The organism is Gordonia soli NBRC 108243 (assembly GCF_000334455.1).
Classification (GTDB): Bacteria; Actinomycetota; Actinomycetes; order Mycobacteriales; family Mycobacteriaceae; genus Gordonia; species Gordonia soli.
Genome location: NZ_BANX01000003.1, coordinates 1 through 26,481, shown reverse-complemented (window position 1 = coordinate 26,481; position 26,481 = coordinate 1). Strand labels below are relative to the sequence as shown.

28 protein-coding genes are annotated in these 26,481 nt (G+C 68.0%); 19 read left to right on the top strand and 9 right to left on the bottom strand.

Translation table 11 applies throughout. From position 1 onward, the window contains the following. Nucleotides 1-35: 35 nt before the first annotated feature. On the bottom strand, nt 36-947 hold the full coding sequence (locus tag GS4_RS01910) for an NAD(P)-dependent oxidoreductase (RefSeq protein WP_007616935.1): 912 nt from the start codon (nt 945-947) through the stop codon (nt 36-38). 87 nt (nt 948-1,034) lie between these two features. Between GS4_RS01910 and GS4_RS01905 the strand changes: the two genes are divergently transcribed. Both GS4_RS01905 and GS4_RS01900 read left to right on the top strand, forming a co-directional pair. Continuing rightward, nucleotides 1,035-1,394 (top strand): winged helix-turn-helix transcriptional regulator, encoded by a 360-nt coding sequence (locus GS4_RS01905; protein ID WP_051989591.1) that lies wholly within the window; start codon nt 1,035-1,037, stop codon nt 1,392-1,394. A gap of 51 nt (nt 1,395-1,445) precedes the next feature. Next, the gene (locus GS4_RS01900) at nt 1,446-2,036 is read left to right on the top strand and encodes a hypothetical protein (protein ID WP_007616933.1); all 591 of its coding nucleotides are present in this window, start codon (nt 1,446-1,448) and stop codon (nt 2,034-2,036) included. A gap of 55 nt (nt 2,037-2,091) precedes the next feature. On the opposite strand, the gene GS4_RS01895 is transcribed toward GS4_RS01900, so the two are convergent. Both GS4_RS01895 and GS4_RS01890 read right to left on the bottom strand, forming a co-directional pair. Then, nucleotides 2,092-3,363 (bottom strand): HNH endonuclease signature motif containing protein, encoded by a 1,272-nt coding sequence (locus tag GS4_RS01895; RefSeq protein WP_007616932.1) that lies wholly within the window; start codon nt 3,361-3,363, stop codon nt 2,092-2,094. A gap of 169 nt (nt 3,364-3,532) precedes the next feature. After that, a complete protein-coding gene (locus GS4_RS01890) occupies nt 3,533-5,608 on the bottom strand; it encodes a heavy metal translocating P-type ATPase (protein ID WP_007616930.1) in 2,076 nt (691 codons plus the stop codon). A 126-nt stretch (nt 5,609-5,734) separates the two neighbouring features. On the opposite strand from GS4_RS01890, the gene GS4_RS01885 reads away from it, so the two are divergent. Further along, complete coding sequence (locus GS4_RS01885; protein ID WP_007616928.1) at nt 5,735-6,604, top strand: S-methyl-5'-thioadenosine phosphorylase; 870 nt, start codon at nt 5,735-5,737, stop codon at nt 6,602-6,604. Then, complete coding sequence (locus tag GS4_RS01880) at nt 6,601-7,659, top strand: NAD-dependent epimerase/dehydratase family protein (RefSeq protein ID WP_007616926.1); 1,059 nt, start codon at nt 6,601-6,603, stop codon at nt 7,657-7,659. Before GS4_RS01885 ends, GS4_RS01880 begins: the two co-directional genes overlap by 4 nt. 22 nt (nt 7,660-7,681) lie before the next feature. Here GS4_RS01880 and GS4_RS01875 read toward each other — a convergent pair whose 3' ends face one another. The 3 genes from GS4_RS01875 to GS4_RS01865 are packed head-to-tail and all read right to left on the bottom strand — an operon-like array spanning nt 7,682 to nt 10,794. Next, nucleotides 7,682-8,710 carry a sensor histidine kinase gene (locus GS4_RS01875; RefSeq protein WP_007616921.1) on the bottom strand — a complete coding sequence of 343 codons (1,029 nt, stop codon included), beginning with the start codon at nt 8,708-8,710 and terminating at the stop codon, nt 7,682-7,684. After that, nucleotides 8,703-9,392 carry a response regulator transcription factor gene (locus tag GS4_RS01870; protein WP_040509232.1) on the bottom strand — a complete coding sequence of 230 codons (690 nt, stop codon included), beginning with the start codon at nt 9,390-9,392 and terminating at the stop codon, nt 8,703-8,705. The genes GS4_RS01875 and GS4_RS01870 overlap by 8 nt, the downstream gene beginning before the upstream one ends. 19 nt (nt 9,393-9,411) lie before the next feature. After that, nucleotides 9,412-10,794 carry a DUF2339 domain-containing protein gene (locus tag GS4_RS01865; protein ID WP_007616919.1) on the bottom strand — a complete coding sequence of 461 codons (1,383 nt, stop codon included), beginning with the start codon at nt 10,792-10,794 and terminating at the stop codon, nt 9,412-9,414. Between the two features lie 113 nt (nt 10,795-10,907). On the opposite strand from GS4_RS01865, the gene GS4_RS01860 reads away from it, so the two are divergent. The 7 genes from GS4_RS01860 to GS4_RS01830 are packed head-to-tail and all read left to right on the top strand — an operon-like array spanning nt 10,908 to nt 16,673. After that, complete coding sequence (locus tag GS4_RS01860) at nt 10,908-11,564, top strand: glycosyltransferase (RefSeq protein ID WP_040509173.1); 657 nt, start codon at nt 10,908-10,910, stop codon at nt 11,562-11,564. Then, on the top strand, nt 11,561-12,256 hold the full coding sequence (locus tag GS4_RS01855) for a TIGR04282 family arsenosugar biosynthesis glycosyltransferase (protein WP_007616916.1): 696 nt from the start codon (nt 11,561-11,563) through the stop codon (nt 12,254-12,256). Before GS4_RS01860 ends, GS4_RS01855 begins: the two co-directional genes overlap by 4 nt. Further along, nucleotides 12,243-12,896, top strand: a complete 654-nt coding sequence (locus GS4_RS01850) for a class I SAM-dependent methyltransferase (protein ID WP_007616915.1) — start codon at nt 12,243-12,245, stop codon at nt 12,894-12,896. Before GS4_RS01855 ends, GS4_RS01850 begins: the two co-directional genes overlap by 14 nt. After that, entirely contained in the window at nt 12,893-14,074 is a 1,182-nt protein-coding gene (locus GS4_RS01845; protein ID WP_007616914.1) for a molybdopterin-dependent oxidoreductase, read from the top strand. The genes GS4_RS01850 and GS4_RS01845 overlap by 4 nt, the downstream gene beginning before the upstream one ends. Beyond that, complete coding sequence (locus tag GS4_RS01840; RefSeq protein ID WP_007616913.1) at nt 14,074-14,523, top strand: hypothetical protein; 450 nt, start codon at nt 14,074-14,076, stop codon at nt 14,521-14,523. Before GS4_RS01845 ends, GS4_RS01840 begins: the two co-directional genes overlap by 1 nt. Further along, nucleotides 14,498-14,746 carry a DUF2630 family protein gene (locus tag GS4_RS01835; protein WP_007616912.1) on the top strand — a complete coding sequence of 83 codons (249 nt, stop codon included), beginning with the start codon at nt 14,498-14,500 and terminating at the stop codon, nt 14,744-14,746. Before GS4_RS01840 ends, GS4_RS01835 begins: the two co-directional genes overlap by 26 nt. Before the next feature lie 49 nt (nt 14,747-14,795). Further along, nucleotides 14,796-16,673 (top strand): propionyl-CoA synthetase, encoded by a 1,878-nt coding sequence (locus GS4_RS01830; protein WP_007616911.1) that lies wholly within the window; start codon nt 14,796-14,798, stop codon nt 16,671-16,673. An 89-nt stretch (nt 16,674-16,762) separates the two neighbouring features. Here the strand turns inward: GS4_RS01830 and GS4_RS01825 are convergent, their stop codons facing one another. Beyond that, nucleotides 16,763-17,986, bottom strand: coding sequence for an acyl-CoA dehydrogenase family protein (locus GS4_RS01825; RefSeq protein WP_007616910.1), 1,224 nt, complete (start codon nt 17,984-17,986; stop codon nt 16,763-16,765). Between the two features lie 34 nt (nt 17,987-18,020). Beyond that, complete coding sequence (locus tag GS4_RS01820; protein ID WP_040509227.1) at nt 18,021-19,394, bottom strand: acyl-CoA dehydrogenase family protein; 1,374 nt, start codon at nt 19,392-19,394, stop codon at nt 18,021-18,023. 152 nt (nt 19,395-19,546) lie between these two features. Here GS4_RS01820 and GS4_RS26055 point away from each other — a divergent pair, with 152 nt between their 5' ends. Then, nucleotides 19,547-20,038 carry a DUF2752 domain-containing protein gene (locus GS4_RS26055; protein ID WP_007616891.1) on the top strand — a complete coding sequence of 164 codons (492 nt, stop codon included), beginning with the start codon at nt 19,547-19,549 and terminating at the stop codon, nt 20,036-20,038. 44 nt (nt 20,039-20,082) lie between these two features. Continuing rightward, complete coding sequence (locus GS4_RS01810; protein WP_007616890.1) at nt 20,083-20,742, top strand: MBL fold metallo-hydrolase; 660 nt, start codon at nt 20,083-20,085, stop codon at nt 20,740-20,742. 31 nt (nt 20,743-20,773) lie between these two features. Here GS4_RS01810 and hisN read toward each other — a convergent pair whose 3' ends face one another. Further along, nucleotides 20,774-21,577 carry a histidinol-phosphatase gene (hisN, locus tag GS4_RS01805; protein WP_007616889.1) on the bottom strand — a complete coding sequence of 268 codons (804 nt, stop codon included), beginning with the start codon at nt 21,575-21,577 and terminating at the stop codon, nt 20,774-20,776. Between the two features lie 19 nt (nt 21,578-21,596). Here hisN and GS4_RS01800 point away from each other — a divergent pair, with 19 nt between their 5' ends. The 6 genes from GS4_RS01800 to ftsX all read left to right on the top strand — a co-directional run bounded on the left by GS4_RS01800 (nt 21,597) and on the right by ftsX (nt 26,479). After that, on the top strand, nt 21,597-22,001 hold the full coding sequence (locus GS4_RS01800) for a hypothetical protein (protein WP_040509225.1): 405 nt from the start codon (nt 21,597-21,599) through the stop codon (nt 21,999-22,001). Nucleotides 22,002-22,093: 92 nt separating this feature from the next. Then, the gene (gene prfB, locus GS4_RS01795) at nt 22,094-23,215 is read left to right on the top strand and encodes a peptide chain release factor 2 (protein ID WP_040509222.1); all 1,122 of its coding nucleotides are present in this window, start codon (nt 22,094-22,096) and stop codon (nt 23,213-23,215) included. Then, nucleotides 23,202-24,167 carry a mechanosensitive ion channel family protein gene (locus tag GS4_RS01790; RefSeq protein WP_007616886.1) on the top strand — a complete coding sequence of 322 codons (966 nt, stop codon included), beginning with the start codon at nt 23,202-23,204 and terminating at the stop codon, nt 24,165-24,167. The genes prfB and GS4_RS01790 overlap by 14 nt, the downstream gene beginning before the upstream one ends. After that, on the top strand, nt 24,160-24,744 hold the full coding sequence (locus tag GS4_RS01785) for an Rv3103c transmembrane domain-containing protein (RefSeq protein WP_007616884.1): 585 nt from the start codon (nt 24,160-24,162) through the stop codon (nt 24,742-24,744). Before GS4_RS01790 ends, GS4_RS01785 begins: the two co-directional genes overlap by 8 nt. Nucleotides 24,745-24,828: 84 nt before the next feature. Further along, complete coding sequence (gene ftsE, locus GS4_RS01780; protein WP_040509166.1) at nt 24,829-25,515, top strand: cell division ATP-binding protein FtsE; 687 nt, start codon at nt 24,829-24,831, stop codon at nt 25,513-25,515. Between the two features lie 55 nt (nt 25,516-25,570). Then, nucleotides 25,571-26,479 carry a permease-like cell division protein FtsX gene (gene ftsX, locus GS4_RS01775; RefSeq protein WP_007616880.1) on the top strand — a complete coding sequence of 303 codons (909 nt, stop codon included), beginning with the start codon at nt 25,571-25,573 and terminating at the stop codon, nt 26,477-26,479. The last annotated feature ends 2 nt before the right edge of the window (nt 26,480-26,481 follow it).

Sequence of the window (26,481 nt, the reverse complement as noted above, 5' to 3'; positions counted from 1 at the left end):
TTTTTCTCGGGCACCGACGGCCGCGCTCCCGCCGGTCAGCGTCGGAAGGCCTCGATCATCGCGGATGTGTCGAGGTGCCCGTGCCCGCGCTCCACCTCACCGGCGACCACGTTCTGCACCGCGGTCAACACGGACGGTTCCCGACCCTCTTCGCGGGCGGCTCGGACGATGAGATCGACGGCGTTGCGGGTGAACACGAGGTCTTGGCCGACGGTCGTGTGGTCGCCGGAGTCGAACGCCGGGACATCCTTCTGGATGGACGGCACCATCGCGCCGACGAAGGCGGCGAGCTCCGGCACCAGGTCGGCAGCAGTGATGCCGGCCGAACCCGCCAGTGCGACAGCCTGATGCAAGCCCGCGAAGGTCGTGTACATCGCGGAGAGCAGTGCGAGGTCGCGGATCGAGGCAAGACCCGGTTCGCCGCCGACATGTCGTGACGTGCCGAGGATCTGCAGCGTCGGCTCGGCCTCGGTGTAGACCTCGGGATCACCGCTGTAGAGGATCGCTGCTTCCGGTCGGCCGATCATCGACGGGATGGCCATGATCGCACCGTCGAGGTGTCGCCGGCCCGCTTCGGCTGCCGCGGTGGCGGTTCGACGGGCTTCGGCGGGTGTTGTCGTGGTCAGGTCGACCAGGATCGGTTGTGCGGCAGGGGAGAGGTCCGTCTGCGATACGTCGACAAGGGCGTCCATCACGTTCTGATGGTTCAGCAGGCAGGCGATGACCACCGGTGCAGACGCGGCCGCGTCAGCCGGGGTCGGCGCCACTGTTGCCCCTCGTGCGGCGAGTGGCTGCGTCTTGGTCGGCGTACGGTTCCACACCGTCACCGATCGCCCGGCGTCCAGCAGAGCGTCGGCCAGAGCCGTGCCCATGGCGCCGAGGCCGAGAACGGCGACGTCGGAGGTGGTGGAGTCGGGGACAGGGACGGTCGGCTGCGACGTGGTCATGTCCTCACCATGCTCCCTGGATCGCGAAACGGTAAGTACCGACTTTTTTCTCAGTAACTCCGCACGATGCGAGCTACTGTCGACGTCATGGCACGACGACTTCCCCCGTACACCTGCGGCCTGGACGCAGCCGCCGACGTCATCGGCAGCAAGTGGAAGCCGGGCATTCTCTGGGCTCTCTCGACCGGGACCCAGCGCTACGGCGAGCTGAAGCGGCTCGTGCCGGGCATCACCGAGAAGATGCTCATCCAGTCGCTGCGCGAACTCGAGGCCGACGGTGTGGTGCATCGCGAGATCTATCCCGAGGTGCCGCCGCGGGTCGAGTACTCGCTGAGCCCGAACGGCCGCGAGCTGTACGCCGCCCTGGAACCGCTGGGCGCCTGGGGAACCCGATACATCGACCACATCACCGAAGTTCACGGCCGGGAGGCGTACGTCCCGCACTGAGCGGTCGGCGTTCCGCGGAACGTTCCAGCGGAACATGACAAACTGCTTGCCATGCAAACGAACCCGTGGGTCACGGCTGGCGGTTACATCCTCGCTGCGATCGTCGCGGCCGTCGCGGTCATTTGGAACAATCGCCAGCGACCGCACGACGCCCTTAAGACCTACGTGGAGATCTGGAAGGACCTGCCTGACGACTCGGAAGTGAGAACGGAACTCTGGATTCAGATCGAGATCCGGCTTCGTCAGCTGACAACGCCAGTGGGCGCCTCCCTGTCGTCTGAACAGTCGGCCCAGGACGTACCGCACGAAGATGTCAGTGCCGAGGAGGCTCCGATCCAGCAGCAACTCCGAGGCCGGGGGGCGATTCGTCAGTCAGTCAAGGAGTACGCCTCCGTCGGAGGTGCGGCTTTATGCGTGCTCGGCATCCTCGTGGGTTTTGGCAACGCTGTTGGGAAATGGGTTAGCGGCGAAATTGGCTCGGGATTTGGATATCTCGTCCTGGGTCTCGTCTATGCCGGACTCCTGTTGGCGCTCTACTTCGCTTCCACTTGGGGATCGCCCGACAATTGGCTTCGACGGCATCGCGACGACATGCCTTTCAAGTACTTTGTGGGCACTGAAGCCAAGGATCCTGAACGGTGATCGTCATCACGTGCCACTCATGCCGGAACGTTTTCGGCGTTCCGCGGAACGTTCTTCAGGCGGCCTGCACCATGCTCGAGTGCTGCGCTTTCCAGGCGCAGATCGCGGTGAGGACTTCGGTGGTGTAGCCGAGGTCGAGGCGTCCGCCGGCGGTGGGGGTGGTGGCGGTGGCCGAGATGGTGGGGTCGGGTGTCCAGCTGGTGGGTGCGGTCACTGGTGGTGCGGTGTCGATGAGGGTGCCGTCGGGGCGGTGGAAGCTGAACTGTTGCAGTGCGAGTGCGGTGATCGAGAATTCGCCGCGATGCAGCGCCCGGTGGTGGGTGCTGCACAGCAGGATCAGGTTGTCGGGGTCGGTGCGGCCACCGGCCGACCACGCTCGCACGTGGTGGATGTGTAGGTAGCGGGTGCGTCCGCAGCCGGGATGGCGACATCCCCGATCACGCTGGGTGATGATCCTGACCAGGGCAGCATTGGGTACCCGACGTTTACGCCCCCACCACAGGATCGCACCGTCGCGCCGTGATCGGATGTCGCGCACCGCCGCTCCACACCGTGCTTCATCGAGCTCGGCATCGGCCATCGCCGGTCCGTCATCGAGATACGCATCGACGACTGGCGCAACACCAGCGACTACATCGTCGTGGGTGTGGATGAGGATTTCCGCACCGGGTGCGGTCTCGGGGATGTCGACGAGGTCGTGGATGGTGTCGGCCATCGCGATGACCGCCGGGGCGATCTCGGCCGGCACGTGTCGCCACAGGTCACGCCGCTGCGGCGGACAGGGTTCGTCGTGTGATGGGGCGTTCGGCGGAACGTCGGGGTCGCCGTCGACGCGGGTGCGTTCGTACTCTGCCCGTACCGCGCCGGCCAAGAACCGGGCCCCGTCGAGAGGGCTGAGTCGCAGCGTCACCGACAACGTGCCGTCGTCGTTCCACCTCCACCGCCGTTCCACCTGTGCTGCTGTCGCGTTCATGGCGAGGTTGAGCAGTTCGGCGTCCCGCTCGGGCGTCGCGACCCGGATCAATGCCCGCACCTTCGAATATGTGAGTCGCCCAGCCGCGAACGCTGCTGCGATCATCGGGAGCTCGGAGAGTGCGTGTGCGACCCGAACGTGGTCGTGGGCGGTGCGTAGGGAGAGCCCGACCCGCCACGACAACCACTGCGCACACGAGACGATCCCCTCCCCACTCCAGGCGCGACGCCGATCGAACTCGGCCAGCAACTCCAGAAACCGGGCCGTCAACGCCGCCATCTGACCCGCGTACCCGACCACCCGCGTACACAACTCACCATCCGACAACTCCGCCACCACCGCGCCATCGAACAACGGGGCATCAGATGACGGTGACACCGCAACGGAGACAGCAGCAACAGGCGCGAGCCCAGGCGGTGAAACGACAGCGGACATGACGACCCCACGAGACTCAGGATCAACCCGAACGCTACCGCCGACCACCGACAATCCTGGTTGCCGAAAACTACCGAGTACGAGTCCTTTACGGATTCGCGCCGGGGCGCAGGTCGAGCCGGCGCAGCAGCTGTGCGTTGAGGGCCACCACGACGGTCGACGCCGACATCAGGATCGCGCCGACGCTCATCGGCAGCACGAAACCGACCGGGGCGAGCACCCCGGCGGCGAGCGGTACCGAGATGAGGTTGTATCCGGCTGCCCACCAGAGGTTCTGCTTCATCTTGCGGTAGGTGGCTCGGGACAGCTCGATGATCGACAGCACCGACCGGGGATCGGAACTCGCCAACACCACTCCGGCCGAGGCGATCGCGACGTCGGTGCCCGCGCCGATCGCGATGCCGACGTCGGCGGCGGCGAGGGCGGGAGCGTCGTTGACACCGTCACCCACCATGGCCACCCGCCGACCCTCACGTTGCAGACCCTCGACGGTCGCCGACTTGTCCTCGGGACGGACGCCGGCGAAGATCCGGTCGACCCCGACCTCCGCTCCGACCTTGTCGGCCACCGCCTGCGCGTCACCGGTGATCATCACGACCTGAATGCCGCGCTGGTGCAGGGCATCGACCGCCGCCTGGGATTCGGGACGCACCGCGTCGGCGAGACCGAGTGCGCCGATGACCACTCCGTCGCGAACGACATGCACGATGATCGCGCCGTCGGCGCGCCAGTCCTCGACCGCCGCCAGTTCGGTCAGTCCGTCGGCCAGCACGCGGGGTCCGCCGACCGACACCGTCACGCCCTCGACCGTCGCGGTCACCCCGACCGCCGGACTCGGCGAGAAGTCCTGGGCACGAGGCACTTCGATGCCGCGGTCGGTCGCCGCCGCGACGACGGCCCTGGCCAGCGGGTGCTCGGAGTCGCTCTCGGCACTCGCAGCCAAGCGGAGGACGGTGGTCTCGTCGACGCCGTCGGCGGTGGCGACCGAGGTGACGGTCGGCGTGCCCGTCGTCAGCGTGCCGGTCTTGTCGAACAGCACCGTGTCCACGGTCCGCATCGCCTCCAGCGCGAGTCGGTCGGTGATCAGCACGCCGCCGCGGGCCGCGCGCTCGGTCGCGATGGCGACGACGAGAGGGATGGCCAGACCCAATGCGTGCGGGCACGCGATCACCAGGACGGTGATGGTGCGGACCACTGCTTCGTCGGGCATGCCGATCGCCGACCACACCACCGCGGTGATCACCGCGGCGCCGAGTGCGAACCAGAACAGCCAGCCCGCCGCGGTGTCGGCGAGGCGTTGTGCGCGTGACGACGATGCCTGGGCGTCGGCGACCAACCGCGAGATGCCCGCGAGAGTCGTGTCGTCGCCGATGGCGGTCACCTCGACGCGCAGCCCGGAGTCGGTGGCCACCGTGCCGGCGACCACCTGATCGCCGACACCTCGACGCACCGAACGGGATTCGCCGGTCACCATCGACTCGTCGACGTCGGCCGATCCCTCGACGACGCGACCGTCGGCGGGCACCGAGCCGCCGGGCCGGACGACCACGACGTCACCGACGGCCAGATCTGCGGGTGCGACGGCGACGATCTCATCGCCGACCACCTTCTCGGCCTGGTCCGGCAGGAGCGCCGCCAGCGAGTCCAGCGCCGAGGTCGTGCGTGCCAGGGACCGCATCTCGATCCAATGTCCGAGCAGCATGATGACCACCAGAAGCGCCAGTTCCCACCAGAAGTCGAGCTCGTGGTCGCGGATGCCGAGGGTGGCCCCCCACGAGGCGACGAAGGCGACGGTGATCGCGAGGGCGATGAGGAGCATCATGCCGGGCGCGCGTGCACGGAGTTCGGAGAGCGCACCGGTCAGGAAGGGGCGTCCGCCCCAGACGTAGACGACGGTGCCGACCGCGGGTGAGATCCAGGTGGTCCACCCGTGGTCGGGGAGTTCGTAGCCGACCAGCATCGCGAACATCGAGCTGAACCCGACGACCGGGATCGCGAGTACCAGCATGATCCAGAAGAGTCGGCGGAACTGGGCGACGTGGTCGCCGTGTCCGCCATGCCCCCCGTGGCCACCGTGACCTGCGTGTGCTTCGCGACCCGCGTGTGAGTCGTCCGCGTGTTCGCCGTGATCCGCGTCGTGGTGATGCATGTGGGTGGTCTCCATGCGAGCGACTATACCCCTAGGGGGTATCGAGACGACGAGTGTGCCGGTCGCCCGATGATGACGAAAGGGTGACCCTTTGCACGATGCGGCTGACGACGCCGAACCTCGCGCGCAGTATCGAGGGTGATGACCACAACTGACACCGCCTTGGACGGTGACCGCGCACCGGAACACGGCCCGGCGATCGGCATCATCGGCGGCACGGGACTCTATTCCTTCTTCGACGACGCCGCAGCCACGACCGAACTGGACGTCGACACGCCGTTCGGACGTCCATCGGCGCCGCTGACCAGTGGAGTGATCGCGGGACGGCGAGTGGTGTTCGTGCCGCGGCACGGTCGCGGCCACGAATACCTGCCCCACGAGGTGCCCTACCGGGCGAACATGTGGGCTCTGCGGGCGTCGGGCGCGCGGCGGGTACTCGGTGCGTGTGCGGTCGGCAGCCTGACACCGCGATTGCCCGCCGGCACGATCGTCGTCCCCGATCAACTCGTCGATCGGACGCACGGGCGACCACAGACATTCTTCGACCGATCCGGCTTCCCCTCGCCCGACGGCCCGGTCCACGTGTCGTTCGCCGATCCGTACTGTCCCGACCTACGAGCAGTGCTCGCGTCGGACGGGATCGTCGACGGCGGCACGATGGTGGTGATCGAGGGACCTCGGTTCTCGACCCGTGCCGAGAGTCGGTGGTACGCCGGACAGGGCTGGTCGCTGGTGAACATGACCGGACATCCCGAGGCGGTCCTCGCCCGCGAACTCCGGCTCTGTTACGCGACGACCTGTCTCGTCACCGACCTCGATGCCGGGGTCGACGCCGGTGGCGGTGTGACGGCCGAGGAGGTCTTCGCAGAGTTCCGACGTGGCCTCCCGATCTTCGCGGACCGACTCCGGGACGCCGTCGCGAACCTCGACCCCGGCGGGGACTGCGATTGCGCTGCGGCCGACCACGATCCCGACCGGATCGTCGCGGCCGGGGGAGCGGTACCCCGATGACCCGCGTACTCGTCACCGGCGCCGCGGGATTCATCGGCGGCCGCATCCTCGCCCAGTTGCGCGACGCGGGCTTCGACGTGATCGGCATCGATTCGATGTTGGCGGCGGCGCACGGCGAACACGCTCAGCACCCACCCGGTGTGCATCAGGCCGACGTCGCCGACTCGGACACCATGAGCGCGATGCTCGACGGTGTCGACGTGGTGTGCCATCAGGCGGCGATGGTCGGCGCGGGTGTCGATGCGTCCGACGCACCCCGCTTCGCGCGGGAGAACGACCTGGCGACAGCGGAACTATTGGCGTCGATGTACCGGGCGGGATGCGACCGGCTGGTCCTGGCGTCGTCGATGGTCGTGTACGGGATGGGGTCTCACCGGACCGCCGACGGCCACCGCCCCGACGTCGTCCCCCAGCGTCGTCGCGAGGATCTGGCGGCCGGATTGTTCGACCATCGACTCCCGTCGGGCGAACGTCTGCACTGGGCACTCACCGGTGAGGAGGCGCCGATCGCGCCGCAGAGCAGTTACGCGGCGAGCAAGGCGGCCCAGGAGTACTACGCCCGTGCCTGGGCGCTGGCGACCGGCGGCTCGGTGACCGCGTTGCGCTACCACAACGTGTACGGGCCGGGGATGCCGCGCGACACACCATATGCCGGGGTGGCCTCGATCTTCCGCTCCCAACTGGCTTCCGGCCGTGCACCGAAGGTGTTCGAGGACGGACGACAGATGCGGGACTTCGTGCACGTCGACGATGTGGCCAGGGCGAACCTCGCCGCGATCGAAGATCGGTCACTGGAGTCGTTTCGTGCGTTCAACATCTGCTCGGGTCGACCGATCGCGATCGGCGAGGTCGCGACGATCCTTGCCGAGGCAGCAGGTGGGCCACCGCCGATCGTCACCGGCGAACACCGGGTGTCCGATGTGCGTCACGTCGTCGCGGATCCCGCTGCGGCCGAAGCCGAGCTGGGGTTCCGTGCCTCGACGATGCCCGAGGTCGGGATCGCCCGGTTCGCCGGTGAGCCGTTGCGCGAATCGGTCGAACGGGCCTATCGCTGACCGACCAGTCGACTGTGTTGCGTCAGGCCGGGGTGATCAACGGGATGGTCACGTCGAACCGGGTACCGCCGTCGACGTTGTTTCGTGCCGCGATGGCTCCGGCGTGTGCGTCGACGAGCCCGCGCGCGATGGCGAGCCCCATTCCTGATCCGACCGGCATCCCCGCCGCGTTGACGGGTGTGCGCGAAGCGGTGCCGCGGTAAGAGATCTCGAAGATCCGCGGTAGGTCGGAGTCGGCGATCCCCACACCGGTGTCGGCGACGCTCACCTGTGCGCGACGGTCGGAACAGTTCAGCGTCACGGTGACCTCACCACCGGGCGGGGTGTGCGCGATGGCGTTCACGACGAGGTTGGTCAGTACTCGGGACAGGGCCGACGAACTGCCCTCCACCATCAGCGGATCGGGGAGTGGGCAGACGGTGAGCGAGACGTCGGCCCGTGCGGCGGCGCCGGCGTTCGCGGATACGACCTCGTCGGCGACCTCACGGAGATCGATGGCCTCGAGGTCCAGCGTGAGAGCCCCGGCGTTGATGCGGGCCATCTCGAAGAGGTCGTCGACCATCTGCGACAGCCGAATCGCGTTGCGGTCGATCTGATCGGCGAACTCGGCGACCTCGGTCCGCTCGGTGACCACACGGTCGGCGAGCGCCTCGGCGAGGGCCTTGATGTCGGCGAGCGGGGTGCGCAGGTCGTGGCTGACCCAGGCGATCAGTTCGCGGCGGGAACGCTCCGCGGCGCGTTCCTGTTCGCGCATCTTGCGCTCCCACACTGTGCGTCGCGCCTGGAACCGTCCGAGCCATAGCGCCCCGGGGATGGTCACCAGCGACACCGCGGCGAGCACGGCAACGGTGTTCCACAGGTCTTCGGTGAACATCAGGCCGCTGACGCCGAAGACGCCGACGAAGGTGGCGGCCAACGGGATCAGCACCATGGCGACCATGCTGATGACCAGCGGCATGCGGCGGGCCCACACCACTATTCCCGCACCGATCAACACCACGGGGGCGGTCCACGCGATCGCGAGGAGCAGCATCCGGAGGTTCTCAGGCATCGGTCGCCCCGGCCGTGCTCGTCCAGCGGTACCCCTGCCCCCACACCGTGTCGATCTGCGAGGCGTCGCCGAGCTTTGCGCGCAGCCGCTTGACGTGGACGGTCACGGTCGACAGGTCGCCGACTGTCCAACCCCACACCTTCTCGAGAAGTTCGTCGCGGGAGAAGACGACGTCGGGATGCGCGAGGAAGAAGGTGACGAGATCGAACTCGCGTTTGGTGGTCGACACCGACTGCGAGCCCACCCAGAGTTCCCGCGCCGGCACGTCGACATGGACGTCGCCGTCGGTGACCGTGTCCACCCCGTTGCCGACATGTGTTCCGGCCCTACGCAACACGGACTGGACTCGCAGGCTCAACTCACGGGGGCTGAACGGCTTCGCCAGGTAATCGTCCGCACCGGTCTCCAGACCCAGCACACGGTCGTCGGCGTCACCGAGCGCTGTCAGCATGATGACCGGCAGGTCGGGGTGATCGCTCGCGCGGATGGTGCGGCAGACCTCGATCCCGTCGCCCTCGGGCATCATCACGTCGAGGACTGCCAGGTCGATGGGAGAGCGCTCGATCTCGGCCAGCGCCTCCGCGCCGGATGCCACGACGACGACGTCCATGCCGTCACGCTGTAGGTATCGCCGGACGACGTCGGCGACGACGGGGTCGTCGTCGGCCACCAGGATGTGCATGAGTGCCACCGTTCCCACTTCACCAATACGTTAACACCAGGTGGTTGACCGCGAGGGCGAGAACGACCTGGGCCGACAACCACCATCGCTGATGTCGTGCGGGCAGGAGCGCTGTCGCGATCATGACCCACAGACCGAAGGGAAGCCAGATGCGTTCGGTCTCCGCCTTGCTCAGTGCGCTCACGTCCGCGGCGAGGATCGCGAGCACCCCACCGATCGCCAGCAGCGCGGCGGGACGCGTCCAGATCGAGCGTCGGCACAGTCGTCCGATTCCTCCCGCCGCGGCGGGACCGAGAGCGCACAGGGTCGCCGCGAAGTTGGCCCAGCCCCAATACGAGAACGGGCGGGTCGACGCGATCCCCTGGTAATAGCGCTCCACGACGGCGAAGTAGCCGTCGAACCACCAGAACCCGTAGGCCCAGAACACCGCGACCACTGCCAGAGCGCCGGGTATCGCCCACAGCAGCGGCCGCGCACTCCGCGCGGCGATCAGCACGGCGAGCGCCACGAAGCCCATCAGCACGGCGCCGTAGTTGAGGAAGATCGCCCAGCCGAGTATCACTCCGGCGACGACGCCCGCAATGGCTGAGGCCCGGCGTGATGAGGTTGTCGCCGACACCGCGAGCGCGGCGACACCCCAGGCGGCCACGCCCATCAGCGCTCCGTCCGCGGAGACACCGACCCAGACCAGCCCGGGGAAGAGTGCGAGAAACGGTGCGCACCGACGCGCCCAGTCCTCCGCGCCGAGCCGCCGGAGGGCGATCAGAACAGCGGCGGTGCCACTGCACCCGACCAGCACACACCACACCCCGGCCCAGGCTCCGCCGCCGAGGCCCAACCGGTCCAGCCAGACGAACGTCAGCAACGCGCCGGGCGGGTGGCCCGACACATGCGTTGTCCACGACTCGGGACCGAAATCGACTATCCGACCGGCAAATCCCTCGAGGGTGGCCGGGATGTCGTGTACTCCAGGAACTTCGGCGAGGTACTCGTCCGGCCGAGTGAGTCGGCCGGCCATCCCGCGCTGCCAGCCGTCGATGAGCGCGAGTGCGAATGTCCACATCGTTGCGACGCCGGAGATGACGACCAGCAGCCGGCCCCATCGGAGCGTCGGTGCCTGGATCGGGAGCACGACGACGGCCGCCACTCCGATGACGACAGCCGGGATGGTGCCTGGTCCCATATGCGGCAGCCACCGGCCGAACAACGGTGCAGCATCGGCGAAGATGCGGCCGCGCAGGTCATCGCCCATGACGATGGGGACGATCGCAGCCAGCGCCACCAGTGCTGTCGCGCCACCGACCCACACCAGGTCACGGCGCCAGGTGATCCGTGAGGTGGGGTCGGCGTCGTCGAGGAACGGGTCCTCGACGGGTTCAGGACGCGTCGCGGTGTCACTCACACAATCCAACCTATGCCCGGACGCAACGAGGCGATGCCACCGTGACAGGACGTCACAGTTCCGTCATCGGTCTCGGCCACCATCCTCGCGTCCGGCGTCCTAGCGTGAAAAGCATGAGACCGGAAGATGTGTCGGTGATCATCCCTTGTCGCGACGAGGCGGGTTCGATCGCAGCTGTGGTGCAGGAGGTCCCGTACGGGATGCAGACGATCGTCGTCGACAACGGTTCGTCGGACCCCACCGCCGAGGTCGCGGCGCGTGCCGGGGCAGCCGTCATCCGTGAACCGCGCCCCGGCTACGGCGCCGCCGTCGATGCGGGCGCTCGCGCGGCCCGCCGGCCGGTCGTCTGCATCATCGACGGTGACGGGTCGATGCGACCCGGCGAGCTCCGAATGTTGTTGGATGGCCTAGATGCTGGCGCCGATCTCGCGGTCGGGCGACGACGGCCCGATCGCGCGTCGACCTGGCCATGGCATGCCCGGCTCGGTTCGGCCGGTGTCGCGTGGCGGCTCCGTCGGCGCCATGGAATCGACGTGCACGACATCGGGCCGATGCGTGCGATCGGGCGAGATGTGCTGCTGGGACTCGACATCCGAGATCGGCGGTCGGGTTATCCGGTCGAGCTCCTGGTGCGTGCCGCCGAGTACGGACTGCGAGTGGTCGAGTGTGACGTGACCTACCGGCCCCGGACCGCGGGACGCTCGAAGGTCTCCGGCTCCGTGGTCGGCTCCTGGCGGGCAGGTCGGGACTTCCTGGCGGCGCTGCCGTGAGCGCCGGAATCCTCATCGTCGCAAAGGCTCCGGTACCCGGTCGCGCGAAGACCAGGCTCATTCCGCGGTTCGGCGCGCTCGGCGCCGCGCACCTGGCGGCTGCCGCATTTCTCGACACCCTCCGCGCGGCACGAGCGGTCCGAGAGGCCTCGGTGGTGGTCGCGTGCACCGGTCGGCTCAGCGACGGCGTGCGCGGCGACGAGCTGAGTGCCGAACTCGCCGGCTGCAGGGTGATCGCGCAGCGCGGCGACGACTTCGGTACCCGGTTGGCCAATGCTCACCGCGACGCGGTGGAACTCGGCGTGGACACCGTCCTGCAAGTGGGAATGGACACCCCGCAGGTGGGTGCCGACGAGATGGCCGCCGGCGTGGAACGACTCGCCGCCCCCGGTGTCGACGCCGTGCTGGCGCCGGCTTGCGACGGTGGCTGGTGGGCGCTCGGTCTCCACGACGGTGTCGGGTCGGAGCTGCTGCCGTCGATCCGGATGTCGCAGGCCGACACCGCCTCGGAGACGGAGGGCGCGCTGCGGGCCTCGGGTCTCCGGGTCGCCCATCTGGGCGCACACACGGACGTCGACGTGCCGGATGACGTCGACCGAGTGGCCGGATGGTGCACCGCCGACAGTGAATTCGTCGGTGCTCTGACCAAGTTGCTCGGGGATCAGAGGATCGCGCACGATGCGGCCGGATGACGAACAGACGGTCGGGATGTTCGACGGCGCGTTTGTGGGCGAGTCGAGCAGCCTCCGCCGGGAGGACGGGACGGTCGTCGACCTCCCGGTGACGCGCTGGCTCGGGGCCTCGGGCGAGATCGGGGACCGGTGTTTCGACGACGCCGTCGCCTCGCGGTGCTCCGGTCCGACCATCGATCTCGGTTGCGGTCCCGGGCGATTCCTCGCCGCGCTCGCGTTGCGCGACATCATGGTCTTGGGAGTCGACCATTCGCGCACCGCGATCCACATGGCACGGCAGTGCGGCGCACCCGCGTTGTGCCGCAGCATCTTCGACCGACTGCCGGGCGAAGGGCGGTGGCATCGTGTGCTGCTCGTGGACGGGAATGTCGGGATCGACGGGGATCCGGAGCGGATTCTCGGCCGCGCCGCGAGTCTTGTCGCCGTCGGCGGCACCGTGCTGGTGGAGCTCACCCCCGACATCGAACATGTCGCCGTCGACACGGTGCGGGTGGAGGCGGCGGGTGAGGCCGGTCCGTGGTTCCGGTGGGCCCGGGTGGGATTGCTCGGTGCCGAACGTGCGGGAGCACGTGCGGGGCTGACGATCTCGACGGTGTGGGAGGTCGCCGACCGGCAGGTCGCCGAGATGGTGCGGATGTGACCGCGGCCTCGAGCAGCCTTCGGGACCGGCGGGTCACCACCCACATCGGTCTGGCCCTGGGGCTCTGTGTCGCGGTCTGCTTCGTGACCGGCATCCTCAGTCACTGGATTCAGCATCCGCCGGACTGGTTCTGGTGGCCGAGTCGTCCGGTCTGGCTGTATCGGGTGACCCAGGGTGCCCACGTGATCACCGGTGTCATGGCGATCCCTCTTCTCCTCGCGAAACTCGTTGTGGTCTACCCGAAGTTGTTCGAACGCCCGGTGATCGGGTCGCCGGCGCGACTACTCGAACGTCTGTCGATCGCCGTTCTGGTCGCGGCAACCATCTTCCAATTGGTCACCGGCCTGTTCAACACCGCGCACTGGTACCCGTGGACATTCTTCTTCACCACCACCCATCATGCGATGGCCTACGTCGTCGTCGGCTCGATCGTGGTGCACGTCGCGGTCAAGTTGCCGATCATCCGCGATGCCCTCGATGCCGGGCGGCGTCGGGGTGGCGAGCAGGACGAACGCGGCCCGGTGCATCCCGGTGCCGTGCGCGAGGAGGGCGACGCCGACGACGGCGCCACCCCCGATCACGAGCGCCGGCTGGTGTCGCGGCGGACCGTCGTGCGGAGCGCCTGGGCAGCTGCGGGGGTGGCAGCGGTGGTGACGGCGGGCCAGACGGTGACACCGCTGCGACGCCTCGCCGTCCTTGCGCCGAGGAGCGGGGACGGGCCGCAGGGATTGCCGGTGAACCGTACCGCCGACCAGGCCGGCATCGTCGAAGCTGCGACCGACCCCGCCTATCGTCTCCGGATCGTCGGGCCGGGCATCGAGCGGGTGTTGACTCACGCGGAGCTCGCGGCGCTTCCACAGCACACGGTCGCCTTGCCGATCGCCTGTGTGGAGGGGTGGAGCGCCGAGGCGACCTGGACCGGCGTGCGCTTGTCGGATCTGGTCGCACTCGTGGATCGCAGCGGCGCGAACGGTGCACGGATGGTCTCACTCGAGCGTGGGGCCTATGCCGTCAGTGACGTGCCCGGAGGTCATGTACGCGATCCCAAGACCCTGATCGCGCTCGCGGTCAACGGTCAACGACTCGATCTCGACCACGGGTATCCGTGCCGATTGATCGCACCGAACCTTCCCGGCGTGATGCAGACGAAGTGGCTCGCGAGGATCGAGGTGAGTTGATGTCGACCGCGATTCGGGCGGTTCTCGTGCTGATCGGCCTCGCGTCGATCATCTACGGGGTCAGCCTTATGTGGCAGTTCCCGACAGCCGAGCAGCTGTCCATCGTCGTGTGGCTGGCTCTCGGACTCGCGGCGCACGATGCGGTCCTCGCGCCGATCGCGTTGGGCGTCGCCTGGTTGATCCGACGCAGCACGCCCACACGGTGGTGGGTTCCGCTGATGACCTCCCTCGCCAACACCAACGTCCTGCTCCTGCTCGCCGTGCCGGTCGTGCTCCCTCGGCTCATCGGGTCGGCGCCCGCCAACCCGACCGTCGCCGACCGCAACTATTGGATCGGACTGACGGTCGCGATCGCTGTCGTGTGGGTGCTGATCTTCGCCGTGTTCCGGGGCTCGGCGTGGGCTGCGCGACTACCGTGGTCTCATGGCCGCCGACAAGTCGATCCATGACCACATCACCCAGCTGATCGCCGAGGAGCACGAGTTGCGTGCCAAACTCGGCCGCGGCGAGATCAGCGCCGACGAGGAGAACGCGCGACTCAAGGAACTCGAGGTCGCCCTCGACCAGTCCTGGGACCTCCTGCGCCAGCGACAGGCCCGTCGTGACGCGGGCGAGAATCCCGACGACGCGCAGGTCCGTTCGGCCGATGTGGTGGAGAACTATCTGGAGTGACCTACCGTTGCGCGCACAGCAGTGAAGCGGCAGTCGGAAGAGGGGCGTCATGGGCAGCTATCGGGACGAGTTCGATCGCAGTGTCGACGACCGCGAGGACTTCTGGCTCGACGCCGCACAGGCTGTCGACTGGGTGACGCCACCGACGACCGCACTGGACGACTCGAACCCACCCATCTACCGGTGGTTCCCCGACGCCGAGCTCAACACCTCCGTGAACGCGCTCGACCGCCACATCGTCGCCGGTCACGGCGCTCGGACAGCCCTGATCTGGGACTCGGCGATGACCGGACAACAGCGTCACATCACCTATGCCGAACTCCTCGACGAGGTCGCCCGGTTCGCCGGAGTGCTGCTGGCGCAGGGCGTCACGAAGGGCGACCGCGTGGTGATCTACCTGCCGATGATCCCCGAGGCGGCCGTCGCGATGCTGGCCTGCGCGCGGATCGGTGCGGTGCACTCGGTGGTGTTCGGTGGGTTCGCGGCCAAGGAGTTGGCCGCGCGTATCGACGATGCCGAACCGGTCGCCATCGTCACCGCGTCGGGCGGACTCGAACCGGGGCGAACCGTCGACTACCTGCCGATCGTCGCCGCGGCCATCGACCTCGCCGCGTCATCGCCGACGGTCGTGGTGAAAGACCGCCCGGAGGTCTCCGGGTCGGCCGCCGACGTCGACGGCTGGCTCGACTGGGACACCGAGATCGCGAAAGCCACTCCGGCGGAGCCGGTGCCGGTCGCCGCGACCGACCCGTTGTACATCCTCTACACGTCGGGAACCACGGGTAGGCCGAAGGGCGTCGTCCGCGACAACGGCGGTCACGCGGTCGCGCTGACCTGGTCGATGGCCAACATCTACGACATCCATCCGGGCGACACCTGGTGGACGGCGTCCGATGTCGGCTGGGTGGTCGGGCACTCGTACATCGTCTACGCGCCGCTGTTCGTCGGCGCGACGTCGGTGATGTACGAGGGCAAGCCGGTCGGCACCCCCGACGCCGGGGCTTTCTGGCGGGTGATCGCCGACCATGGCGTCAACGCCCTCTTCACCGCACCGACCGCGATCCGGGCCATCCGCAAGGTCGATCCGGAGGCCGTCGAGCTGTCGAAGTACGACACCTCCTCGCTCCGCACCCTGTTCGCCGCGGGGGAGCGGCTGGACCCGGACACCTTCGAATGGGCCGGGCGGGTGCTCGGCGTACCGGTGGTCGACCACTGGTGGCAGACCGAGACCGGGTGGGCCATCGTCGCGAATCTCCGTGGCCTGGAACCGATGCCGATCAAGGCCGGATCGCCGACGGTTCCCGTGCCGGGGTATCGGGTCGGGGTCCTCGATGCCGCGGGCAATCGTGTCGGCCCGGACCAGGAGGGGACGATCGTGATCGACCTGCCGCTCCCGCCGGGCACGCTCGCCGGACTCTGGCGCGACGAGAAGCGATTCCGCACGTCCTACCTCGACGCCTTCCCCGGCTACTACCTCACCGGCGACTCCGGCTACATCGACGCCGACGGCTACGTGGTGGTCCTCGGCCGCTCCGACGATGTCATCAACGTCGCCGGACACCGACTCTCGACCGGCAGCATCGAGGCGGTGGTCGCCACGCACCCCGCGGTCGCGGAGTGTGCGGTGATCGGCATCCACGACGAGCTGAAGGGGCAGCGGCCCAGCGGATACGTGGTCCTCAAGGCAGGCGTCGAGATCGAGCCCGACACCCTGCGATCGGAATTGGTCGCGAAGGTGCGCGACGAGATCGGTGCGGTCGCGACCTTCCGGGACGTGACAGTTGTCGCCGCTCTGCCGAAGACCCGCTCGGGCAAGATCCTGCGGAAGACCATGCGGCAGATAGCCGATAACGAGGACTATGCCGTGCCGTCGACCATCGAGGACGCTGCGGTGTTGGATGCATTGGCCGAACAACTGCGCGGCTGAGCGGCACAGACCTGATAAGCCGAAGGACCCGGGTGCGATGTGCGCCCGGGTCCTTCGGCCCTGTGAGAGGTGCTTCTCGAGCCGTCAGCTCACTTCAGGTCGGCGCTGCTCTTGTTCAGTACGCGCCGCGCGATGATCAGCTGCTGGATCTGCTGGGTGCCCTCGAAGATGTCCAGGATCTTCGAGTCGCGGGCCCACTTCTCCACCAGCAGACGCTCGGAGTACCCGAGCGTGCCGGTCAGTTCGACGGTCTTGTTGGTGATGTCGGTGCCGGTGCGTCCCGCCTTGGCCTTGGACATGGACGCCTCGAGTGAGTTCGGCTGCTTGTTGTCGGCCATCCAGGCCGCCCGCATCGTGTGCAGGTAGGCGGCCTCGAAGTCGGACTCCATGCGGATGAACTCGGCGGCAGCTGCGTGCTGGTCGGCGGCGGGCTTGTCGTAGTCGATCTCGACGCCTGCCTCCTCGAGCACCCGACGCAGCTCCTCGAGCGACGCTCGTGCCACACCGACCGCCATGCCGGCGACCATCGGGCGTGTGTTGTCGAAGGTCTGCATGACCCCGCCGAAGCCCTTCTTGGTGTCGACCTCAGGCGACCCGAGGAGGTTCTCCTTGGGGATACGGCAGTTCTCGAACCGGATCACGGCGGTGTCGGACACCCGGATTCCGAGCTTGTGTTCGAGGCGTGCGACCTCGACGCCCGGGTGTTCGCGCGGCACCACGAAGCTCTTGATCGCGGCACGCCCGAGGCTCTTGTCGACCGAGGCCCACACCACGATGTGGGTGGCGCGTGAGCCGGCGGTGACGAAGATCTTCTCGCCGTTGAGGACGTACTCGTCACCGTCGAGGGTCGCGGTGGTCGAGACGGCCGCCGAGTCGGAGCCGAAGCTGGGCTCGGTGATGGCCATCGCAGCCCACACCTTGCCGAAGCGCTTGAGCTGCTCGTCGTCGGCGACTGCGGCGATCGCGGCGTTGCCGAGGCCCTGGTAGGGGATGGTCAGCATCAGGCCGACATCGCCCCACGAGGTCTCCATCGTGTTGATGACCGACTGCATGTTGCCACCGTTGACCACGGTGCCCTCGGGCTTCGGCTTGCCCTTCTTCTCCTGGCTGCGCCCGCCGTCGGCGCCTGCGCCCGCCTGACCTGCCTCGGCCAGACCGTCGTACAGGCTGGCCAGCGTGTCGAGCTCGACGGGGTAGTCGTGCTCACGCAGGTCGTACTTGCGGGAGATCGGACGGAAGATCTCGGCCGCGGCCTGGTGGGCCTGATCGATGGTCGTGTCCAGCTTCTTGGGAAGCTCCAGATTGATGCTCATTGTGATCGTCTTTCGGTGAGTGTCCCGGAGGTCGTCAGAGGACGACGACGCCTTCGCCGATACCGGCACCGCGCAGGTCGCGGTACCACCGCTCGACCGGGTGCTCCTTGGTGAAGCCGTGGCCACCCAGGAGCTGGATGCCGTCGAGACCGATCTGCAGACCCTTGTCGATGGTCAGCTTGCGGGCCAGCGCGGCCTCACGGGCGAACGACAGGCCCTGCTCGGCGCGGGCGGCACCGCGCAGCGTCACCAGGCGGATCGAGTCGACCTCGGTCGCGATGGTGGCGACCATGAAGGCGACGGCTTGACGGTTCGAGATCGGCTCGCCGAACGCCTCACGCTCGTTGACGTAGGGGATCACGTAGTCGAGGACTGCCTTCGCGGTGCCGGCGGCCAGTACCGACCATCCCAGTCGGGACAGACGGACCACGTCGCGGTAGGCGGCGAACGCCTCGTCACCCTCGGACTCGCCGATGAGCGCCGTCGTCGGGACGGCGACGTCCTGCAACAGGATTCGGCCGATGCCCGCGGCGCGGACACCCATGCCCGGATCGGCCTCGACGATGAGGCCCTTGCTGTCCGACTCCACCAGGAACAACGCCGGGCGGCCGTCGAGCTGAGCGCCGACGATGAAGAGCTCGGACGAACCGGCGGCCGGGACGAACGACTTCACACCGTTGAGGCGGTAGCCGCTCGGGACGCGGGTGGCCTTGGTCTCCAGCGCGAAGGCGTCGAAGAGCGGACGTGGCTCGGCGATGACGACCGCCGACTGCGGCACGTTCTCGCTCGCGAAGTCGGGCAGATAGGTGCGCTGCTGTGCATCGCTGCCGAAGTTGGTCAGGGTGGTCGCCACGCCCGACGGTGCGAGCAGAGGCAGCGCCAGCCCCATGTCGCCATAGGCCATCGCCTCGGCGACCAGCGCGTTGGTGACCACGCCACGCTCGGTGGCGGCGCCCTCGAAGTCCTCGGGGACGTTGATCAGGGTGACGCCGAGCTCGGCCGAGCGCTTGAGGATGTCCTCGGGTGCGGCGGCGGCGTTGTCGGCGTCGTAGGCAGCGGGACGCAGGATCTCCTGCCCGAACTCGCGGACGGTCTCCGCGATCATCTGCTGCTCGTCGTCGGGGTTGAGGTTGAAGTACCCCTTCGGCGTGGTGGTGAGACGCTTGGGCTCACCCGAGCCGCCACCCTGGGCCGCCTTGAACGCGCGGTTGGCCGCACCGAGGGTCTGGAAGCCTGTCTTGGTGCCCTGGTACGCGATCCGGTTGAGCGGCTCACGGATCTTGTACTTGTCCGCGAACTCGGAACCGGTCACGGTCGTCAGCACCCGCATCGCGGTGCCGATGGCGTTACGGCGACGAGGGTTCTTGCCGACGGCGGAGGTGTCGCGCGGTTCGGTGTGCGTTGTCATGTTCACCACTGTTTCTCTGACGAATTCTCTGACGAGGTCGATCTTCGACACCGATCTTACTCGGTAGTAAGAACTGACCTTACTCTCCGGTAAGGAGCTTGTCACGCACTCGTGGGACACAACGGTCGCACCGTCCCATCTACGCTGGTCTGGTGTCTTCTCACCACCCCGGTGCACCGGGCGTCGCCGATGCCCCCCGTCGCCCCGATCCGTCGGTCGTCGGGCCGTCGCGGTGGGCGGCCGGGGGGCTGGTCCTGGCGGGCGTCGCGGCAGTCGGCGTGGCCGCGTCGCTCAGCCCGGACGCGGTGGCGCATGGTCCGGAGCTGTGTCCGTTCCGTCGGATGACCGGCTTGCCGTGCCCCGGCTGCGGGCTGACGCGGAGCTGGGTGGCGCTGGCCCACGGCGAGGTCGGGCAGGCGTTCGCCTTCAACGTCTTCGGCCCGTTGCTGCTGACCACCGTGATCGCGGTCGCGGCGGTCGGGTTCGTCGCGCTCGTCACCGGCCAGACGACGCTGGTCGCGCGACTTCGACATCGGACCGTGGCGAAGGTCGCCCTGGTCGTCCTCACCGTGTGGATCGGTTACGGGGTCCTCCGGATCGCCGACGTCGTCGCCGGATGGGGTCTCTTCCCGGACATCACCTGAGCCGACAGCCGTCGGGCCCGGTTCCCGAGTGACAGAGTGGATGCATGGAGATCACCCACTTCGGTCATTCCTGCCTGTTGGTCGAGCTCGACGGGACTCGCATTTTGTTCGACCCCGGCACCCTCTCCAACGGATTCGAGGGCATCGACGGTCTCGACGCCATCCTGATCACCCACCAGCACCCCGATCACGTCGACGTCGATCGACTGCCCGATCTGGTGTCGGCGAATCCGGATGCGGTGCTCTACGCCGACCCGCAGACCACCGAGCAGCTCAACGGTGATCGGGTCGCAGGGGAGTGGACGGCGGCGCACAGCGGCGCGGAGTTCGCCATCAAGTCGGTCAGCACGCGCATCACCGGCGGACGGCACGCGGTGATCCATCCTGAGATCCCGGTCGTGGACAACGTCGCCTACGTCCTCGGCACCGCCGACGGTCCGGGACGGTTCATGCATCCGGGCGACTCGTTCTACATCCCGTTCGAGCGGATCGACGTGCTCGCGCTGCCGTCGGCGGCGCCGTGGATGAAGCTCAGCGAGTCGGTGGACTACCTGCGGGCGATGGCGCCGCGAGTCGCCGTGCCGATCCATCAGGCAGTGCTGTCCGATGCGGGCACCGGCGTGCACTACGCGCGGCTCGGCGACATGAAGGACCCGGCCACCGAGCTGAAGATCCTGGAGACAGAGTCGGGTACCGAGATCTGACGGTCCGGCGGTCGCCGGGATCTGTTGTCGCTCAGCCGCGCAGGGCGCCGAGCACGTCGTCGTGCAGCTGACCGTTGGAGGCCACCGCGCTGCCGCCGGCCGGCCCCTCGGAACCCGAGAGGTCGGTGAAGCGTCCACCGGCCTCCCGGACGATGATGTCGAGCGGGGCGAGGTCCCAGAGGGAGACCTCGGGTTCGGCGGTGACGTCGACCGCTCCCTCGGCCACCAGGCAGTAGTTGTAGAAGTCGCCGTAGCCGCGCACCCGCCAGACCTCGTCGGTCAGCGCGATGAATCTGTCGCGGATGCCGCGGTCGGCCCACCCGGACAGACTCGAGAACGCCAGGCTGGCCGAGCCGAGCGCCCCGACCCCGGAGACCTGCAGGCGCCGCGGCATCCCGCCGTCCACGGTAGCGTGGGCGCCGGAACCGGCTGCGGCCCACCAGCGTCGGTGCAGTGCGGGGGCCGAGACGATGCCGACCGTCGGCACGCCGTCGACGAGCAGGGCGATCAGCGTCGCCCAGATCGGTACGCCTCGGACGAAGTTCTTCGTCCCGTCGATCGGGTCGACCACCCACTGGCGGCCTTCGAGCAACTGGTCGCCTCCGAACTCCTCGCCGAGCACGGCATCACCGGGCCGACGGGCGGCGAGGCGCTCGCGGATGAGCTGTTCGCACGCGAGGTCGGCGTCGGTCACCGGCGTGAGGTCGGGCTTGTCGTCGACGCGCAGGTCGACGGCGCCGAAGCGTTGGATGGTGAGCGCGTCGGCGGAGTCCGCGAGGGACAGCGCGAGCTCGAGGTCGTCGCGGGTGTCGATCGCACCGGCCGAATCGGACATGACCGGTAGGGTACTGGGCATGTGGACCGCGGTGGCATTCAGTCTGATCCTGGCCGTGCTCGTGGTCGTCCTCGTCTTCCAGTGGCAGCGTGGGCGTTCGCCGCGACCGCTCGGCGGCGGGCGCGCCGGTTCCTTCGTCCAGGGCACCTTCACGGTGACCGGTGTCAGCGACCGACCCGACCACGGCGACAAGAAGGGCGAGCGCTTCTGCACCATCTCCGGCACCATCAACGGCCCGCAGACGCAGCCCGCCGAGGTCTACGGGACGCTCGTCGTCGGCGAGAACGATCCGTGGCCGCAGATCGGTGCCGACCTCGCCGTCGTCTACAAGCCCGGCAAGGCCTCGACCTCATGGCAGTTCGGCGAGCTGCCCCCGCCGCCGCCCATCGGTGCCGAGGACACCGGTCCGCGCCCGCCCGCCTGAGTTCGCACCCGGCGCACCTCGGCCGCGCGATCACGCAGCCCGATGACGCCGTCCGGGAGAAGCGGTCGATGCGATCGGTATCCTTGAACACCGTGCATCCCGACGCGACCACTGATCTCGAATCCCTCGACTCCACCCTGACCACCGTGGAGAAGGTGCTCGATCTCGAGGAGCTGCGTCGTCGGATCGACGAACTCGAGATGCAGGCATCCGACCCCGAACTGTGGAACGACCAGGAACACGCTCAGCGGGTCACCAGCGAACTGTCCCACGCGCAGGCCGAGTACCGACGCGTCAGCGAACTCCGGCAGCGGCTCGACGACCTCCCGGTGCTCTACGAACTCGCCGAGGCCGAAGAGGGCGACGCGCGCACCGAGGCGGTCGCCGACGCCGACTCCGAACGCGCCTCCCTGCGCGCCGACATCGAGGCCATGGAGGTCAAGACGATGTTGGCGGGTGAATACGACCAGCGCGACGCCCTGGTCAACATCCGCTCCGGCGCCGGCGGTGTCGACGCCGCCGACTGGGCCCAGATGTTGATGCGTATGTATATCCGGTGGGCCGAACAGCACAGCTACGGTGTCGAGGTCTACGACACCTCCTACGCCGAAGAGGCCGGCCTGAAGAGCGCCACCTTCGCCGTGAAGGCGCCGTACATGTACGGCACCCTGTCGGTGGAGCAGGGCACCCATCGCCTGGTCCGGATCAGCCCGTTCGACAACCAGAGTCGGCGGCAGACGTCGTTCGCCGAGGTCGAGATCCTGCCGGTGGTGGAGACCACCGACCACATCGACATCCCCGAGACCGACATCCGCGTCGACGTGTACCGGTCGTCGGGCCCCGGCGGACAGTCGGTGAACACCACCGACTCGGCGGTGCGGCTGACCCATACGCCGACCGGCATCGTCGTGACGTGTCAGAACGAGAAGAGCCAGCTGCAGAACAAGGCGGCGGCCATGCGCGTCCTGCAGGCCAAGTTGCTCGAGCGCAAGCGCCAGGAAGAGCGCGCCGAGCTCGACGCCCTCAAGAGCGACGGCGGTTCCAGCTGGGGCAACCAGATGCGCTCGTATGTCCTGCACCCGTACCAGATGGTGAAGGACCTGCGGACCGGCGTCGAGAACAACAATCCGACCGCGGTCCTGGACGGGAACATCGACGAGTTCATCGAGGCGGGTATCAGGTGGAGGATGGCCACCGCTGATGCCGATGCGTGAGATCGACGTCCTCGCCTTCGACCTGAGCGGGACCGGCGGCGACCGTCTGTTCCGATGGTTGGCCACCAGCGGGCTGGAGATCGTCCTGTGGGTGCTGGCTGCCCTCCTCATGGTCCGCGTCCTGCGCTGGGGCGGCGACCGCTATGCCGAGCGTGTCGATCGCAAGTTCGACGCCCAGGACAACATCGTGCAGTCCGAGGCTGCGAAACACCGGCGCGCAGTGGTGCAGGTGGTCTGTTGGGCAGCGATCATCATCGTCGCGCTGGTCTGCGGGATCCGTATCCTCGGAGTCCTCGGTGTCCCGATCACCGGCCTCGTCGGGCCCAGCGCCGTCCTCGGTGCCGCGCTCGGATTCGGCGCGCAGCGAGTGGTGCAGGACCTGCTCGCCGGGTTCTTCATCGTGGCCGAGAAGCAGTACGGCTACGGCGACGTGGTGACCCTCGCAGTGGTCGGCAGCACCGAACCGGCCGAGGGCACCGTCGAGGACGTCACCCTGCGCATCACCAAGCTGCGCACCGGTGACGGCGAGGTCGTCACCGTTCCCAACGGGCAGATCGTGAAGGCGACCAATCTCTCCAAGGACTGGGCGCGGGCGGTGGTCGACGTCCCGATCCCGGCAGAGGCCGACATCGCGAAGGCGAACGAGGTCCTCGAGCAGGTCGGCCGCGACTTCTTCGACAACCCCGCCCTGCACCGGCTTCTGCTCGATGCGCCGGCGCCACTGGGGGTCATCGATCTGGAGCTCGACTCCGTGACCGTCCGGATGGTCGCCCGCACCTTGCCCGGCAAGCAGTTCGAGATCAGTCGTGCCCTGCGGATCAGGATCGTGCGTGCCCTGGCGATCGAGGGGATCACCGTCGCACCCGGTCGCGAGGTCGAGTCCGGCTCGGCGCCCCCGGCCACTCTCGAACGCAGCGGCTTCGACCGAACCGGGGGTGAGTCCGGTGAGTGACCCGACCCAGCCACCCGGCGAGACCCCGCGGCCCGACGATCCGACGCCGCCCACCCGCAACATCCGTCCGTCGGCCGGCTCGGTGCCGCCGCCGGACGAGACCCCGACCGGCGAGATCCCCACGGTGACCGACGCCGCGGCCGACGACCAGCACACCGATCCGCCCCGACGCGACTGGCGTCATCTGTGGCGTACGCGGATCCGGACGAGCACGTTCATCCTGGTCGTGGCCTTCGTCGGTATGCTCGCCCTCTACGGGTACACCTCGGAGCGGTACGGCGTCGTCGAGCCACCGCAGCGTCCGACCCCGGTGCGCACCACACCGACACCGACGGAGACGTGGACGCCGTCGAGCACCTCACCGACGTCGACATCGTCGTCGTCGTCGTCGCCGTCGGTGCCGAGCACCTCGGACGAGTCCGGAGCCGGTGGCGCGACGGGAGAACCCGACGTCGGCGACCAAGGACCGCAGACGGGTTCGCGGTCGACACCGACCACGGTTCCCGGTCTGCCCGGCGTGCCGCTACCGAATCTCGGATTGCCGTATCCGTCGGAGACCTCGACGCCTCGACGGTGATCGCCAGACGGCTTGACCTGGGCGAAGACATGCCGGGTCGTGCCTGAACGTGGTTCTCAGCCGCCGTGGTTACACTGGCTCACCGTGATCAAGCTGGACAACGTCACGATGAAGTACAAGGCTTCCAGCCGACCAGCGCTCTCCGACCTCAGCCTCGAGGTCGAGAAGGGCGAATTCGCGTTCCTCATCGGACCGTCTGGTTCCGGCAAGTCGACCTTCTTCCGGTTGCTGCTCAAAGAGGACAGGCCCACCGAGGGTGATGTCTACGTCGGCGAGTTCCACGTGAACCGACTGCGTGGTCGAACGGTGCCGAAACTGCGCCAGTCGATCGGCTGTGTGTTCCAGGACTTCCGGCTGCTGCAGCAGAAGTCGGTCGCCGACAACGTGGCCTTCGCACTCGAGGTCATCGGCAAGTCGCCGCAGACCATCAAACGCGTGGTCCCGGAGGTGCTCGACTACGTGGGTCTCGCGGGCAAGGCCGACCGTATGCCGACCGAGCTGTCCGGTGGTGAGATGCAGCGTGTGGCGATCGCCCGCGCCATCGTCAACCGGCCGCTGGTGCTGCTGGCCGACGAGCCGACCGGAAACCTGGACCCGGAGACCAGCGAGGAGATCGTCGACGTCCTCGACCGCGTCAACCGTCGGGGCACCACGGTGGTGATGGCGACCCACGACCGCCACATCGTCGACGCCATGCGCCGGCGAGTGCTCGAGTTCGACAACGGCCGACTGGTCCGCAACGACCCGCAGGGTGTGTACGGGATCGGCTGACGCCCGCCCGACGGACGACCCGACCCCCGACCCGGTAAAGGACACCTGAGCGAGCATGCGAGCGAACTTCATCATCAGCGAGGTTCTCAACGGACTGCGCCGCAACGTCACGATGACCATCGCGATGATCCTGACGACGGCGATCACCCTCGGCATCTTCGGCGGCGGTCTGCTGGTGATCCAGATGGCGGACAAGAGTCAGAAGATCTTCCTCGACCGTGTCGAGATGCAGTTCTTCCTCAACGACGCCGTCTCCGATGCCGATCCGAACTGCCAGTCGGCGCCGTGCTCGACGCTGCGCACCGACCTGGAGAAGCAGCCCGGTGTCGGGTCGGTGACCTTCATCGACCGCGACAAGGCCTTCGAGAACGCCAAGCAGACCTTCCGTGACAACCCCGACATCGCCGATAATATCCGCGAGGGCACCATCCCGGCGTCGCTGAAGGTACGGATGTCGGACTCCAACTCCTTCGGCACGGTGCTCGACGAGTTCAAGGACCGCAAGGATCTCGGTGTCGACGGCGTGCTCGACCAACGTGAGTTGGTGAAACGGATCTTCAGCGTCTTGGACGGAACGCGCAACGCGGCGTTCGCGATAGCCCTGGTGCTGGCCCTCGCCGCGATCCTGCTGATCGTCAACACCGTGCAGATAGCTGCGTTCACCCGTCGGACCGAGGTGTCGATCATGCGATTGGTCGGTGCCACACGGTGGTACACGCAGTTGCCGTTCCTCCTGGAGGCGGTGGTGGCGTCGCTCGTGGGCGCCGTTCTCGCCATCGCGGGATTGTTCACGGCCAAGGTGGTGTTCTTCGACAATGCGCTCCGCGATCTCTACGGGGTGAACATCCTGGCGCGCATCGGTGCGTCCGACGTCTTGTTCGTGGCTCCGTGGTTGATCATCACCGGAATCCTGTTGGCAGGCGTGACGTCGTATGTCACGCTGCGTGTCTACGTTCGGGAGTAACC

Coding starts and splice junctions, on each gene's coding strand:
- GS4_RS01910 (WP_007616935.1), bottom strand. CDS start 947: ATGACCACGTCGCAGCCGACCGTCCCTGTCCCCGACTCCACCACCTCC.
- GS4_RS01905 (WP_051989591.1), top strand. CDS start 1,035: ATGGCACGACGACTTCCCCCGTACACCTGCGGCCTGGACGCAGCCGCC.
- GS4_RS01900 (WP_007616933.1), top strand. CDS start 1,446: ATGCAAACGAACCCGTGGGTCACGGCTGGCGGTTACATCCTCGCTGCG.
- GS4_RS01890 (WP_007616930.1), bottom strand. CDS start 5,608: ATGGAGACCACCCACATGCATCACCACGACGCGGATCACGGCGAACAC.
- GS4_RS01885 (WP_007616928.1), top strand. CDS start 5,735: ATGACCACAACTGACACCGCCTTGGACGGTGACCGCGCACCGGAACAC.
- GS4_RS01880 (WP_007616926.1), top strand. CDS start 6,601: ATGACCCGCGTACTCGTCACCGGCGCCGCGGGATTCATCGGCGGCCGC.
- GS4_RS01875 (WP_007616921.1), bottom strand. CDS start 8,710: ATGCCTGAGAACCTCCGGATGCTGCTCCTCGCGATCGCGTGGACCGCC.
- GS4_RS01870 (WP_040509232.1), bottom strand. CDS start 9,392: ATGCACATCCTGGTGGCCGACGACGACCCCGTCGTCGCCGACGTCGTC.
- GS4_RS01860 (WP_040509173.1), top strand. CDS start 10,908: ATGAGACCGGAAGATGTGTCGGTGATCATCCCTTGTCGCGACGAGGCG.
- GS4_RS01850 (WP_007616915.1), top strand. CDS start 12,243: ATGCGGCCGGATGACGAACAGACGGTCGGGATGTTCGACGGCGCGTTT.
- GS4_RS01840 (WP_007616913.1), top strand. CDS start 14,074: ATGTCGACCGCGATTCGGGCGGTTCTCGTGCTGATCGGCCTCGCGTCG.
- GS4_RS01835 (WP_007616912.1), top strand. CDS start 14,498: ATGGCCGCCGACAAGTCGATCCATGACCACATCACCCAGCTGATCGCC.
- GS4_RS01830 (WP_007616911.1), top strand. CDS start 14,796: ATGGGCAGCTATCGGGACGAGTTCGATCGCAGTGTCGACGACCGCGAG.
- GS4_RS01825 (WP_007616910.1), bottom strand. CDS start 17,986: ATGAGCATCAATCTGGAGCTTCCCAAGAAGCTGGACACGACCATCGAT.
- GS4_RS01820 (WP_040509227.1), bottom strand. CDS start 19,394: ATGACAACGCACACCGAACCGCGCGACACCTCCGCCGTCGGCAAGAAC.
- GS4_RS01810 (WP_007616890.1), top strand. CDS start 20,083: ATGGAGATCACCCACTTCGGTCATTCCTGCCTGTTGGTCGAGCTCGAC.
- hisN (WP_007616889.1), bottom strand. CDS start 21,577: ATGTCCGATTCGGCCGGTGCGATCGACACCCGCGACGACCTCGAGCTC.
- GS4_RS01800 (WP_040509225.1), top strand. CDS start 21,597: ATGTGGACCGCGGTGGCATTCAGTCTGATCCTGGCCGTGCTCGTGGTC.
- GS4_RS01790 (WP_007616886.1), top strand. CDS start 23,202: ATGCCGATGCGTGAGATCGACGTCCTCGCCTTCGACCTGAGCGGGACC.
- ftsX (WP_007616880.1), top strand. CDS start 25,571: ATGCGAGCGAACTTCATCATCAGCGAGGTTCTCAACGGACTGCGCCGC.